This window comes from Pseudomonas sp. RC10, assembly GCF_038397775.1.
GTDB classification, from domain to species: Bacteria; Pseudomonadota; Gammaproteobacteria; order Pseudomonadales; family Pseudomonadaceae; genus Aquipseudomonas; species Aquipseudomonas bambusae.
This window is the reverse complement of sequence record NZ_CP151650.1, coordinates 3,036,132-3,048,954: the sequence shown is the minus strand read 5'-3', so window position 1 is coordinate 3,048,954 and position 12,823 is coordinate 3,036,132. Positions and strand designations below refer to the sequence as shown.

At 57.5% G+C, this 12,823-nt stretch carries 13 protein-coding genes; 11 read left to right on the top strand and 2 right to left on the bottom strand.

Going from position 1 to position 12,823, the window contains the following annotated elements; translation table 11 throughout:
- The first annotated feature begins 340 nt into the window (after positions 1–340).
- The 6 genes from AAEO81_RS14105 to csgH all read left to right on the top strand — a co-directional run bounded on the left by AAEO81_RS14105 (position 341) and on the right by csgH (position 4,372).
- On the top strand, positions 341–757 hold the full coding sequence (locus tag AAEO81_RS14105) for a CsgE family curli-type amyloid fiber assembly protein (RefSeq protein ID WP_341964202.1): 417 nt from the start codon (positions 341–343) through the stop codon (positions 755–757).
- Positions 758–769: 12 nt separating this feature from the next.
- Positions 770–1,192, top strand: a complete 423-nt coding sequence (locus tag AAEO81_RS14100; RefSeq protein WP_341964201.1) for a curli assembly protein CsgF — start codon at positions 770–772, stop codon at positions 1,190–1,192.
- Between the two features lie 146 nt (positions 1,193–1,338).
- Positions 1,339–2,616: a hypothetical protein gene (locus tag AAEO81_RS14095; RefSeq protein ID WP_341964200.1), complete on the top strand. Its 1,278-nt coding sequence runs from the start codon at positions 1,339–1,341 to the stop codon at positions 2,614–2,616.
- 49 nt (positions 2,617–2,665) lie between these two features.
- The gene (locus AAEO81_RS14090) at positions 2,666–3,565 is read left to right on the top strand and encodes a CsgG/HfaB family protein (protein ID WP_166595403.1); all 900 of its coding nucleotides are present in this window, start codon (positions 2,666–2,668) and stop codon (positions 3,563–3,565) included.
- Positions 3,549–4,061 carry a curlin-associated protein gene (locus tag AAEO81_RS14085; RefSeq protein ID WP_341964199.1) on the top strand — a complete coding sequence of 171 codons (513 nt, stop codon included), beginning with the start codon at positions 3,549–3,551 and terminating at the stop codon, positions 4,059–4,061. Before AAEO81_RS14090 ends, AAEO81_RS14085 begins: the two co-directional genes overlap by 17 nt.
- Positions 4,062–4,066: 5 nt before the next feature.
- A complete protein-coding gene (gene csgH / locus AAEO81_RS14080; protein ID WP_341964198.1) occupies positions 4,067–4,372 on the top strand; it encodes a curli-like amyloid fiber formation chaperone CsgH in 306 nt (101 codons plus the stop codon).
- 3 nt (positions 4,373–4,375) lie between these two features.
- Here the strand turns inward: csgH and AAEO81_RS14075 are convergent, their stop codons facing one another.
- Positions 4,376–5,203, bottom strand: coding sequence for a helix-turn-helix transcriptional regulator (locus AAEO81_RS14075; protein ID WP_341964197.1), 828 nt, complete (start codon positions 5,201–5,203; stop codon positions 4,376–4,378).
- A gap of 98 nt (positions 5,204–5,301) precedes the next feature.
- Here AAEO81_RS14075 and AAEO81_RS14070 point away from each other — a divergent pair, with 98 nt between their 5' ends.
- Together AAEO81_RS14070 and AAEO81_RS14065 are read left to right on the top strand one after the other, a co-directional pair.
- Entirely contained in the window at positions 5,302–6,189 is an 888-nt protein-coding gene (locus AAEO81_RS14070) for an SDR family oxidoreductase (protein ID WP_341964196.1), read from the top strand.
- A gap of 116 nt (positions 6,190–6,305) precedes the next feature.
- A complete protein-coding gene (locus AAEO81_RS14065; protein WP_341964195.1) occupies positions 6,306–7,184 on the top strand; it encodes a hypothetical protein in 879 nt (292 codons plus the stop codon).
- 161 nt (positions 7,185–7,345) lie between these two features.
- Here AAEO81_RS14065 and AAEO81_RS14060 read toward each other — a convergent pair whose 3' ends face one another.
- On the bottom strand, positions 7,346–8,614 hold the full coding sequence (locus AAEO81_RS14060; RefSeq protein ID WP_341964194.1) for a PD-(D/E)XK nuclease family protein: 1,269 nt from the start codon (positions 8,612–8,614) through the stop codon (positions 7,346–7,348).
- 326 nt (positions 8,615–8,940) lie between these two features.
- On the opposite strand from AAEO81_RS14060, the gene AAEO81_RS14055 reads away from it, so the two are divergent.
- From AAEO81_RS14055 to AAEO81_RS14045, 3 genes are read left to right on the top strand one after another with little or no spacing between them, the layout of a single operon-like run.
- Entirely contained in the window at positions 8,941–10,527 is a 1,587-nt protein-coding gene (locus tag AAEO81_RS14055) for an AAA family ATPase (protein ID WP_341964193.1), read from the top strand.
- Positions 10,524–11,822 carry an McrC family protein gene (locus tag AAEO81_RS14050; RefSeq protein ID WP_341964192.1) on the top strand — a complete coding sequence of 433 codons (1,299 nt, stop codon included), beginning with the start codon at positions 10,524–10,526 and terminating at the stop codon, positions 11,820–11,822. The genes AAEO81_RS14055 and AAEO81_RS14050 overlap by 4 nt, the downstream gene beginning before the upstream one ends.
- A 28-nt stretch (positions 11,823–11,850) precedes the next feature.
- Positions 11,851–12,738 carry an alpha/beta hydrolase gene (locus AAEO81_RS14045; RefSeq protein WP_341964191.1) on the top strand — a complete coding sequence of 296 codons (888 nt, stop codon included), beginning with the start codon at positions 11,851–11,853 and terminating at the stop codon, positions 12,736–12,738.
- The last annotated feature ends 85 nt before the right edge of the window (positions 12,739–12,823 follow it).

Sequence of the window (12,823 nt, the reverse complement as noted above, 5' to 3'; positions counted from 1 at the left end):
AGAGACAGAAAACAACGCTTTTAAATAACCGTGCTTAAGTGGGTTATTCCTCCGAAGATACTTTTTTCAGGCGCGCTGTCTGAACCGGCCATTCCCTGTGGCTTTGCAGGACAGCCTCCGCAAAATACGCGGACCCGCACGAAAAACCGACGCCAACTTAGCGACGCGATTAGTCTTTTTTAACCGCACTTGTTAGTCACTCTAATTTTTGACGCCAATTAATAAATGACATTATTTTTAGTTTCGTGGTGGCGCTTTCCCATTATTTGTATTTACACTGTGACAACTCCAACAAACTTTGTATGTGCCTGCCATGAAACACACCACTTTAAGGATAATGATGGTGCTTCCCCTGTGCCTTGCCGCGACGGCATTTGCCGAAGAAAGCGTCAACACAACACCGGCTTTATCTTCTCAGCGCTCCCTCAATCGCGCTGAAGTGGGCGGACTGGTCGTCGGGCAGACAGTGACTCAGAACGGGCATGCGTTTTACGACAGTTTTGCCTCGGCCTGGGCCGAAAAAGATGAAGAAGGTCGTTTTACGGTTTCAGTCACGGAGCGCCCCACCGCACGTCTTGGCAGTCAGATTTTCATCAACTACGGCAATCGCCGGATGCTTCAGGTGGCCCTCCCACCGAACCGCAGCCAGATTGCCGGACTGGGTGCAGACGTGGCGGCTCAAGTGTTCCAGGCCATTCTTGACTACCAATTGGCGCAGTTCTTCGGGGACCCTGACATGGGTCGCGATGAGATCTAAAAGGAGTTAATCATGAACCGCTTGTCTCTTGCTTTCATCAGTCTGCTCTCGCTGTCCGGCCCCTTCGCCAGCGTCCTTGCCAGTGAACTGGTGTATGTCCCGGTCAACCCATCCTTCGGCGGCAACCCGCTCAACGGCCCCGTGCTGTTGAACCAGGCGAACGCGCAAAACAAGTTCACCGAGAAGTCGTCTTCCTCAGGATCGACGCAAAGCACGCTGAACCAGTTCAACAGTATGTTGCAAAGCGCGATTCTGAGCCGCGTCTCATCGGCGGTGACATCAAGCATTGTCGGCACCGACGGCAAGTTGACGCCAGGAACCGTTGAAACCACGGACTTCACGATTTCCATCGTCAACTTGTCGCCAGGCTTATTGCAAATAACCACCACTGATAAAACCACCGGTCAAAGTACGTCGTTCCAGATCAACCAATAAGTAACGGTCGCTGTACCGCTTCAGCACTAACGATTTCGCTGTAACGCTCCTGTAAGACGTGTTGTGCCTTGTGCAATAACTCGCGGGCGTCGCTCGCCTGCCATAAAACCCAGAAACAACTAAAACATTGAATAAAGGAATTAATCATGCAAGCACGTAAATCCCTTATCGCCCTCGCAGTACTGGCTTCTGTCTCAGGCGCAGCTTTCGCTGGCAACGGTACCGTCAACAGCTACCAGGACGGTAGCTTCAACGGCGCCAACATTGAACAGAGCGGTGCGATCAACTCCACCACTACCCTCAACCAGACTGGCAACCGTAACGTTGCAGGTACCGAAGCCAGCAAGGTGCTTCAGGCGTCCCGTGACAGCAACCTGACCATCCTGCAGAGCAATGCCTACAACACGGCCTACGCTACCCAGCGTGGCGGTGTCCAGAACAACGCAGCCATCGAGCAGGTTGGCAAGACCAACTTCAACTCGGACAACAAACAGACTGCTACCCTGACCCAAGACGGTAGCTACAACACCGGCTACATCTCCCAGAAAAACAACCTGGGCCAACAAAACAGCGCCACCTTGAACCAGGACGGTTCCGGTCATACGGCCGAGCTCCGTCAGGAAGGCAATAACAAGGCAGTCGCCACCGTCAAGCAGTACAACAATGACAACCGCGCCTACGTCACTCAGAAAAACAACACGGATGCCACCGGCACCGTCACTCAGCGCGGCAACAACAACACGTCGAACCTGACCCAGACTGGCAGCTACAAAGTCACCGCCACCATCAGTCAGGACGGCGGCTACAACCAGGCCACGACCAACCAGGAAAACAATACCCGCAACTCGACAGCTGACCTGACCCAGAACGGCAACGGCCACACCGGTTCGATTCTGCAGAACGACACCTGGACCACCCACGCCACGCTGACCCAGAACGGCAACAACAGCACCGGCACGATCTACCAGAACGTCGCTGATGGTTCCTCCGCGACACTGTCGCAGACTGGCAGCAACAACACCGGCGCGCTGACTCAGAAAAACTCGTTCGACGGCAGCATCCAAGCGACCCAAAACGGTTCGTACAACCGCGTCGTAGCCAATCAAACCAACGGTTACGATCTGTCCGCGAAAATCACCCAGACCGGTGACGGCAACGCCACCACCAGCAACCAGACCGGTACTAACAACCGCCTGGTCGCCACGCAGGACGGCTACGAGAACAGCATCCTCAGCAACCAGGCTGGCTTCAACAACCTGGCTGAGCTGACTCAGCAAGCTGGCGGCCACAACTCGATCGACCTCAACCAGACTGCTTCGGCGTTCAGCAACACTGCTCGCGTTACTCAGTCCGGCAACTACCTGACCGCCAACGTCACCCAGACCGGCGGCCTGAACAACAACGTTGTGATCAATCAGCACTAATCCAGGTCGTACCCGCCGGTTCGCCGGCGGGTTTTTTCGGAGCTTTATCATGCGCGCCCGCACGATTTCATTGATGATTTTCGCCGCTGTAGTCCTGAGTGGTTGTGCCACTTCGCGCCCGGCGGGCACCATTTCTCCGGCGACCATTTCGCCGCCCACCCAATCCACCCGTGACCTCGCCAATCTGCCGCTTCCAGCAGGTCAGATTCCAGTGGCGGTGTACGGCATGCGTGACCAGACCGGCCAGTACAAGCCTTCGCCGGACAGTTCTTTTTCCACGTCAGTGACTCAGGGCGCCGCGTCGCTTCTGGTCGGGGCGTTACGCGATTCGCGCTGGTTCAAACCGGTGGAACGCGAAAACCTGCAAGACCTTCTGACCGAACGCAAGATCGTTCGAGCGCTGGAGCAGCCATCGGACCGGGCACAGACTCAACTGCCTCCGCTGCGTCCGGCCAACATGATCATCGAAGGCGCCATCGTCGCCTACGAAAGCAACGTGCGCACCGGCGGTTTCGGCGTGCGTTACCTGGGCATCGGCCCGTCGGACATTTACCGCCAGGATCAGGTGACCATCAACCTGCGGGCTGTGGACATCCGCACCGGCGACGTGATCCAGAGCATCACCACCACCAAGACCGTGTTTTCTATCCAGCTGGATTTCGGCGTCTTCAAGTTCGTGTCGCTGCGTCACCTGCTGGAAGTGGAAACCGGCCTTTCACGCAACGAACCGGTTCAGCAGTGCGTGCGTGAAGCCATCGAAGCGGGCCTGATTCACCTGATTGCCCAAGGTGCCCGCGACGGCAGCTGGTCCTTGAAAAACCCGGACGACCTGAAAAAGCCCCTGCTTGCGGGCTACCTGAAGGCGTATGACGAGCAGACGATGAATACGCCAATTACCTCTGCGGAGCAGACCAAGCTCTTGGGAGATTCAAGTGCGCAACCACAATAAATATGCGCTGCTGACCTTCGCTGCCTTACTGACCCTTGGCAGTACGCTGTGTTCGGCCGCCGACCTGGTGTCTGAGGCCCGCTACTCCGGCCTTGGTGTGTCGGGCAGCCGGGTTGACCTGAGCCAGATCGGCTCCTACAACCGCGCCACGGTCGATCAAAGTGGCCAACGCCAGCGTCTGGTGGAAATCCAGACGGGCCAGGCCAACGCGGCGACCATTAACCAGAGCGGCGCCTACAATGCCGCGTATGCCCAGCAGAACGGTTACAACAACGTTATGACCCTGGAGCAGAGCGGGCGCTACAACCAGGCGGCCATCGCGCAAGTGGGCACCGGCAACCAGGCCAACGTCGTGCAAAGCGGCGCCTATAATCAGGCGTACGTCGGGCAGTATGGCCAGAACAACCAGGCCAACGTCACCCAAAGCGGGTTTGGTGGCGTGGTCAGTGTCCAGCAGTTCGGCAGCAACATGAACGCTACAGTCACGCAGAAGTGAGACCCATGATCGACTTATCGCAATTGGTCGTCGCCATCGATACCCACCGTGAAGGGGCGGCTGTGCTGATTCGCCCGCACATCGAAAACCCGACGCCCTTGACCCTGCGTTACCGCATGGCGATCAGCCAACGCAGCGCCGCGGGCACCTCCAGCATCAGCCAGCAGGGCGATATCCAGACCGGCGCCAGCACCTCTCTCGTGCGCCTGAGCATTCCACCGGAAGCCGCGTGCAACATTCACCTGGAACTCTTCCAGGACGGCGTATTGGTCAAATCCGTCGACAAGCGTTGCGACGAAACCACGAGCTGACGCTCAATCATTCCCCTTCAGTAACACCCGGATCTTGTCGGTATCCTCAGCAGTGGCAGGGTTGTAAATAACCATGCCGAGGTCCGGCCTGCCATCCACGGCAAATCCCGAATACTCCAGCGCGATCAAGCCCATCGTCGGATGATGCAGCCGCTTGCTGCCTTCACCGTGTACCCGCACATCGTTGTCCCGCCAGAACCGCGCAAAGTCAGCGCTCAACACGCACAGTTCCTCTGCCAGTTTGCTGACCTCCGACGCCGCCCCCGCACGAATGGCATCCGCGCGAAACGCCGCCACCACGAACCGCGCCATGCTCGCCCAATCCTCCTGCCGTTCGCGCACGCCCTGCCGACAGAACATCAGGCGCAGAATGTTGCGCTCCTTCATCGGCAGCAGGCTGTAATCGGTGAATACAACAGCCGCCGCACGATTCCAGGCCAGTACATCCCAAGTGGCCGTCTTGATGATCGCGGGGCTGAACTCAAGGGTGTCCAAGAGGCGCTGCAAACGCGGCGTCACGCCTTCAGGCGCCCGGTAAATCACTTCGGGCGGGTGGCCGAACGCGAGCATGAACAAGTGTTCACGCTCGGGTTCGGTCATCAACAGGCTTTGGGCGATGCGGTTCAACACCTCGGTGGACGGCGCGCCACCCCTGCCCTGTTCCAGCCAGGTGTACCAAGTGGCGCTGATATTGGCGCGCTGGGCGACTTCCTCGCGACGCAGTCCCGGCGTGCGCCTGCGCGCATTGGAAAAGCCGAAACTCGCCGGGTCGAGCCGCCCCCGGCAATCCTTCAAATACGCACCCAGCAATTGAACCGACTGATCTGACATGGTGAGCCTGTTAGTGTGTATACCCTGATAACGTCACGTCTTTAACTGGATACAGACTACGCGCAGGCTGGTGTTTTCAGCAAAGCGAGAGTGACCCCATGCGCGTATTTCTCACCGGCTCCACAGGTTTCATCGGCACCCAAGTCACGCGGGAATTGCTCGACGCAGGCCATGACGTTCTGGGTCTGACTCGCTCCGATCAGGGCGAACGCGCGTTGCGTGCCGTAGGCGCTGTCGCTCACCGAGGCGACATCGAAGACCTCGACAGCCTGCGCAAAGGCGCCGAACAATGCGACGCGGTGATCCACACCGCCTTCGATCACGATTTCACTCACTTCGTCGAAAATTGCCAGAAGGATGGCCGCGTCATCACGGCGTTGGGCACTGCGCTGGAAGGTTCGACACGTCCACTGATCATCACCTCCGGCACCGCCATGGGTTGCCCCGCCCCCGGCCAGCCTGCGGACGAGGACCATTTCAACTCGGCCCACCCCCATCCACGCACCGCCTCGGAACTGGCCGGCCACGCACTGAGCGAGCGCGGTATCAACGTGGTGGTCATGCGCCTGTCGCAGATCCACAACCCGGTGAAGCAGGGTCTGGTGACCTACCTCATCGAACTTGCGCGGCAGAAAGGCGTATCGGCTTACGTCGGCGAAGGGCTCGAATGCTGGTCCGCCGCGCACCTCGCGGACACGGCCCACCTCTACCGCCTGGCCCTGGAAAAACACGCACCCGGCGCCCGCTACAACGCCACCGCCGAACAGACGATTGCCTTCCGCGACATCGCGCAGGTGATTGGCGAAGGGCTGGGCGTGCCGACCGTTTCCCTGAGCCCTGAACAGGCGGCAGCGCATTTCGGCTGGATGGCGGGCTTCGCGGGACAGGACATGTCGGCGTCGAACACCAAGACACGGGAACGGCTGGGGTGGAATCCGAAGGGGCCGGGGTTGTTGGAGGATGTGCGGGTGTGTCTGGGGCGTTGAGGCAAGGACTGACTTCACCGGCCTGAAAGATTCTGTGCCCCGCGGGCGACGGGGCACAGCGTGGGGCAAAGCTGACTATTCTTCAGAAGCCATGACGGCACCATGAGGAATTGCACATGAAGGCAGCAATGAAAGCACTGAACATCCCCATTCTCGCACTGATTTCGAGTTGTTCGAGCGTTGGGACGGAAGACACCCGGTATGTGGGGTTTTCCGAGGCCCGCTATTGGGACGTAAAAACGACTAAATTCAAGGATCGGTTCTGGTCCCCTTCAACGGCTGATTGCATCGTGAAGGATGACCAATTCGATATTCGTCTGCAAAGCCTGAAAATGAATCAGGAGTTCGAGGGTTTTTGGGAGAAACTCACCAGCGACTCTGGCAATGAGCTGGGTGTGTTCCTGACCGTGAACAAAACGAAGATCGGTACCAACGCGACGGTTGCGCAGGTGGGAACGGCGACAGCGGACACGTCAAAACCTGGCACTGTCATCTCTCCTATCGAACGCCGCCTGGTTTACATGACGGATTCCCGGCTGAAAAACGTCGACATTAACGCTGCAAACCTACCGATCTACAGCGACGTCTATGACGGCAGCGACTATAAGCTGACGCTTGAGGTGATCGAATTCGATGCGGATAACATGAAAAAGTACGCCTCCATCGCCAAGGAGATGATCAAGGCTGCGCAGGAGTCAGGCATCTCCTACAACCCGCCCTTCTCGTCATTGTTAACCAACGTCGGCACGGCACTCTTTAATCACGTGGCGCGCGACGACAAAGTCATTTCTTATGAGACCCAGTTGCTGGGCTGTCAGTCGATCGTTGGTAACGAACGGTCTGTCTATCTCGAACGCGGCGATTTGGCCATCGTGCGCGTTGCTCAGGATCCGGGGCGCATCGAATGGGGGCCACTCGGAAAGAAATTCGACCCGGCGACCAAACGGCTGTCATCGAAATCCAGCGTGCTGCTCAGCATCGTAAAACGGCAGTAACTCAACGTTGGTCTGCAGGGATGCCATAACGGCGCAGTACCCTGTCGTACGCCGAACTTTATGTTATCTTCGCCACACCACAGCCAATCCGCATTTTCCCGCCCCCACGCATCGAACGCCGCTTCGACGCGCAGTTTGACAGACATCCCTTCGCAATACTGCTAGGCGCTGATCAAGCGGGCGGAATACTCACCGAGGCGAGTCATCAACTCCAGGAGCGTCAGGTCCTTATTCAACGACACTCTGCGCCGCTCAGTGCCCTGGTGTTTGTTGAACCGGACATCAAACCGTTGCAGCCGCTCCCTCAACAACGCTTCCTCTTCGTCGGTGTTGGCATTCCCAGCGTTCATGATCAGCGATAAATCGTACTTGGCCTTGGAGCCGTCCGAGTAAGTGACCTTGAAATAGACAGGCCATCCATAATCGCCCGTATAACGTTCCCATCCCGGTGGACAGGCATCCAGCCAGGCACGCGCGTGACCGATGTAGTCGCGTTTGAATCCTGGCAGTCGAGACATCAGGATTTCTTTGATGCCGGCCATTCCTTGCGTATCACGCAGTAATCCGAGCGCCGCTTTGTTTTGCAGCATGAATAGTGTGTGATCTGAGAGCCGGTTCTCCACCCAGCGCTTCTCCAATCGCCCAGGAGAAGATTCGAGGAGATGCTTGACGGCCACCCCGTGTGCGCCATGGAGCTCAGCAGCAAGTTTGATCGCGCGCTGACTTGTGGGGCTTTCCCAGTCCGTCTGACGATTGCAGTAGCTGACGACCAGGCGAGCCGCTGCGTTGCCGCGTTCCACATGCAGCAAGGCTCTGTCTGCCGAGGCCTTCAACCATTCGTACCCGAGGTGCAACCAATAGCTGGTCGATGGACGATCGGAGCCCTCCTCGAAATCGAACTCCCGATCGAGCGCAATGAATACGCTGCTGTATTCCTTAAGGTGAGGATTATTGGCGAGCGCTTCCTGCCAACTGGCACGATAGCCGTCGAGTTGCGGCTGGCTGTGCGTGGTACCCGCTTTGTTCTCAATGAGCAGCACAAACTTGTTCATTGGGTCGATGACAAACAGATCCACCCGCTCCGATGCTTTCATACCCAGCTCGCGAGCGGTAAATACGCTGCCAAAACTGGCCGTGCGAATTCTCGAGGGTGGCCATTCGCTGAAGAATTTGGCCGTAGTCCCTCGACCATCGAGTCTACAGTCGACGTCAGCGGCCACCTCACACGCGCTCATCAAGAGGTCCCGAAGTATTTGATCCCCTTGGCCATGCCCTTCACGCGGGTCAAACATCCAGGCCAGAAAATCTGAATGCTGGTTTTCGCTAAGGGTGATGACATCAAGGATGTCATCACCGATTTTCAAAATTTCACAAAGGTCTGAAAGTTTTGGATCACACAGTAAATGTTCGACAGCTTCGGTTGCATCCATGCTGAGGCGCCTTTCGTAGAGTTGGATGAAGTGCTTGCATCACGTCACGCAATTGATGCTTTCGGTCGATATGTTGCATTGGGTGTGCGGCCAGACGAGTGAGCGGATCACTGTCCGCTCTGGGCTACCTCGCTGGCCGCTTGCGCAGGCTGAGGTGTCGCCTTGATACTCAACAGTTATTCTCACGCACCTGATGGGAAAATGCCATCACGTGATAGCCCTAATTCGGAGTCTTTCAACCGAAGCTGTCCGGATAAGCGGGAGCCTATGATGTGACCGAGGCTTCCACCGTCCCATTGCTTTTCAACGACGAGTAGACCCTCATCATGCCCGCGCCTCTAAATCAGATCCTGTTCGGCCCTCCAGGAACCGGCAAAACCCATGCGACGATCGAAGCCGCGTTGGAAATTCTGGATCCTGCCACCCTTCAAAACGCCGCAGGTGATCGAGAAAAACTGAAGGCGCGCTTTGATGAACTGGCTAATGAAGAGCGGGTACGCTTCGTGACCTTTCACCAAAGCTTCAGTTACGAAGACTTTGTCGAAGGCATACGAGCGTTGCCCCTCGAAGGCGACGATCCCTCAACCGGCGGTGTGCGCTATGACGTCGAGCCCGGCATTTTTCGCAGGCTATGTGAAGATGCTGTCAGAGATAAAGCCTACGAAAATAAAGTAGGCGTCCGTGACCATGCGCAGGTGTGGAAAATCTCCATTGACGACGCAGGGCACAGCGAGACACGCAATTATTGCTTCGATCAGGGTGAGGCACGGATCGGCTGGCCTCAGGTCGGGGACATTCGCAAGGCCAAACTGAGCGATCCGGCCTACGAATTAGGCACCAATGAACAAAGCGCCTTGAAAATGTTCGGCCGTGAGATCGTGCCGGGGGACATTCTGCTTTGCCTGAAAAGCAGAACGTCGATTTGCGGGGTTGGCGTCGTTACGGACGAATACCGTTACGAGCCTCACACCGAGGCGCCTGTGCGCAAGGACTTCGTCCATGTGCTCCCGGTGCGCTGGCTGACATCCCACATTGACTTCAACATCCTGGCGCTCAATCGGGACGTCCGTCTTACACAGAAAACGGTCTATCCGCTAGACCGAATCAACTGGCCGACGCTACAGCAGGCGCTTCAGGATGAAGGGGTGAAACTGGAAGCGGCGCCTTCCGTTCCCATGGTGCAAACCACAACATCGCGACCCCACGTGCTGATCATCGATGAAATCAACCGCGGCAATATTTCCCGTATATTCGGTGAGCTGATCACCTTGCTGGAGCCCTCAAAGCGCGCCGGGGCGAAGGAGGCGTTGCACGTTCAGCTTCCCTACTCCAAGGTTCAATTCAGTGTCCCGTCCAATGTGTATCTGATCGGCACCATGAACACAGCCGACCGATCATTGACGGGGTTGGATATCGCGCTACGCCGCCGTTTTAGTTTCAAGGAGATGCCGCCTCAACCCGATTTGCTGCGGAGCGCTAACGTTCCAGGTGTCAATGTCGAGGCCCTGTTGTCGGTGATTAACCAGCGCATCGAAGTGCTTCTGGGTCGAGATCATTGCCTGGGCCACGCCTATTTCCTGCCTCTTAAAGAGGATCCCACGCTGGAGCGTCTGGCCTCGATTTTTCGTGATCAAGTACTGCCGCTGTTGCAGGAATACTTTTTCGAGGATTGGCGGCGAATTCAATGGGTGCTCAACGATCACCGCAAAGCAGACCACGCAGACCGGTTCGTCTACCAGACCAAGGTCAGCCTGAGCGAATTGTTCGGCGAAAAAGTTGACGTGTCCGATCACAACAGACCTTGGCGGACCAATCCCGAGGCGTTCACTCGAACTTCTGCGTACACAGGCGTCATCCGTGCAGGCCTTCCACCGCTGCCGTCGGTGCCTGAACCGGCAGCGCCCAACCCGTGACCGGCATTACCGTTCGTGAGCATGCACTGCTCACCCTCGAACCCGTAACGCCCTCGCTCGACCGTGCGCAGGTATCTCCCAGCGCCTTCGACTGGTTATGCGAACTCAGCGCCAGTTTCAAAAAAAATGGCGCATCGCTCGTTCAGCGCAATGGCCAACGCTCGCTCAGGCTGGACAACTACGTCGGGGTGGTCGAAACACCCTGCGGTACTCGCCTGGAAATACTTCCCAAGCACAGGCTAAGAGACGATTGCCTGAAAGAAAGCCGGGGCCTGCTACAAAAGATGATTCAAGTCGCACTGGACTTACCTGTACGCCAGGCGGGTCCAGCCAGCCTTGAGCGGTTTGACACTCCGACCCCTGAGTGGGTGATGCGCCAGTTTCTTCAGGCACTGGATCATCTCGTAAAACGTGGTATGCGCTCCGACTACCGTACCGTTGAAGCGCAGGAGCCGTTTTTGCGCGGGCAGCTGAATGTCGTCGCGCAGATGCGTCAGCAACCTGGGCGAGAACATCTATTCCAGATTCGCCACGACGCTTTTCAGCCCGACGGCGCGGAGAATCGGTTGTTGAGCAAGGCATTGGAACGGGTGTGTGAACACACGCGAGATCCGGACAACTGGCGGATGGCCCACGAGTTGCGCCACCTATTGCATGAGGTGCCGGCGAGCACCAACATCCCTCAAGACTTTAAACGATGGCGCACCGACCGACTCATGACGCACTACACGCCAATCAAACCTTGGTGCGAACTGATTCTGGGCGAACTGTCGCCGCTGTCGGTGCATGGAAACTGGCACGGCATCAGCGTGTTGTTCCCTATGGAAAAACTGTTCGAGCGCTACCTCGAAGCTGTGTTGAGGCGATCACTGACCTCAGCAGCCAGGTTAACGCCACAGCCCGCCCGGCATTCACTTTGCTCACATCAGGGACAACCGCTGTTTCAACTCAGACCAGACTTCATACTCGAACATGAAGGTGTCAGGTGGGTGCTTGACGCGAAATGGAAGCTGCTCGACCAAACCGACCGTGACAATAAATACGGACTGAAACAGAGTGATCTGTATCAGCTCTTCGCCTACGGTCAACGCTATTTGGAGGGCAAGGGGGATCTGGTTCTGGTTTACCCGAAACATGACCGCTTCACGCAAGCACTGGCCCCCTTTTACTTCACTGAAGATCTGCGTTTATGGGTCGTGCCTTTTGACCTGCTGACCGACCAACTCATTACCCCCGAGCAGACGGGCTCGGGGTCGATACTGCGGTCCGAAATGTCTGGAATGTTGGAAATCTGATCGCGTCAATTGAGCATGGGAGCGACACATGAAACAGATCACAGCAGGCGTGCTGAGTATCGCCTACCTCGAAAGCGGCCCTGCCGACGGGCCAGTCGTGGTGCTGCTGCACGGATTTCCTTACGACGTTCGCGCCTATGACGAGGTCGCGAAACGGCTCGCGGACGCGGGTTGCCGTTGCATCGTGCCGTACTTGCGGGGCTACGGCCCCACGCGTTTTCTCGATGGGTCCACGCTTCGTTCCGGTGAACAGGCCGCCCTCGGCGCCGATTTGCTGGCCTTGCTTGACGCGCTGAACATCGAACGTGCGGTGCTGGCGGGTTACGACTGGGGTGGCCGCGCGGCGTGTGTCGTCGCAGCGTTGTGGCCCGAGCGCGTGATCGGCCTGGTAAGCGGTGATCCGGGCTACAACATTCAGGACATTGCCGCCGCCAACACGCCCTCTTCACCCCGGACCGAGCATCGTCTCTGGTATCAGTATTACCTCCATGGCGAGCGTGGATATACCGGGCTAAAGGCCAATGGCAAAGCATTCTGTCGCCTGCTGTGGGAACAGTGGTCGCCCAGTTGGACATTCAGCGATGGGACCTATGAGGCGAGCGCGGATTCGTTTTCCAACCCGGACTTTGTCGACGTCGTGACCCACTCCTACCGCCACCGGTTCGGGTTGGTCGAGGGCGATCCCCGTTACGCCGAGATCGAACGCCAACTGGCGCAACGGCCCCCGATTTCGGTGCCGAGCGTGATTCTGAGCGGGGCCGATGATGGGGTCTCGTCGAAGCGGGATGACGCGGCTGCCGTGAAAGGCTTCAGCGCGAAGGTGCGCAGACAGGTGCTGCCGGGCGTGGGTCATAACGTCCCGCAAGAAGCACCCGCCGTGTTCGCCGATGCGGTGTTGGAGGTGCTGAACCGCTGAGCATCCAGGCATCCCGCTAACGGGTGCTTGAGCATTCGACACGGGACGCTGTGAAGCCTGCGACTCTTTCCCACTCAACATGACA

Coding starts and splice junctions, on each gene's coding strand:
- AAEO81_RS14105 (WP_341964202.1), top strand. CDS start 341: ATGGTGCTTCCCCTGTGCCTTGCCGCGACGGCATTTGCCGAAGAAAGC.
- AAEO81_RS14100 (WP_341964201.1), top strand. CDS start 770: ATGAACCGCTTGTCTCTTGCTTTCATCAGTCTGCTCTCGCTGTCCGGC.
- AAEO81_RS14095 (WP_341964200.1), top strand. CDS start 1,339: ATGCAAGCACGTAAATCCCTTATCGCCCTCGCAGTACTGGCTTCTGTC.
- AAEO81_RS14090 (WP_166595403.1), top strand. CDS start 2,666: ATGCGCGCCCGCACGATTTCATTGATGATTTTCGCCGCTGTAGTCCTG.
- csgH (WP_341964198.1), top strand. CDS start 4,067: ATGATCGACTTATCGCAATTGGTCGTCGCCATCGATACCCACCGTGAA.
- AAEO81_RS14075 (WP_341964197.1), bottom strand. CDS start 5,203: ATGTCAGATCAGTCGGTTCAATTGCTGGGTGCGTATTTGAAGGATTGC.
- AAEO81_RS14070 (WP_341964196.1), top strand. CDS start 5,302: ATGCGCGTATTTCTCACCGGCTCCACAGGTTTCATCGGCACCCAAGTC.
- AAEO81_RS14065 (WP_341964195.1), top strand. CDS start 6,306: ATGAAGGCAGCAATGAAAGCACTGAACATCCCCATTCTCGCACTGATT.
- AAEO81_RS14060 (WP_341964194.1), bottom strand. CDS start 8,614: ATGGATGCAACCGAAGCTGTCGAACATTTACTGTGTGATCCAAAACTT.
- AAEO81_RS14055 (WP_341964193.1), top strand. CDS start 8,941: ATGCCCGCGCCTCTAAATCAGATCCTGTTCGGCCCTCCAGGAACCGGC.
- AAEO81_RS14045 (WP_341964191.1), top strand. CDS start 11,851: ATGAAACAGATCACAGCAGGCGTGCTGAGTATCGCCTACCTCGAAAGC.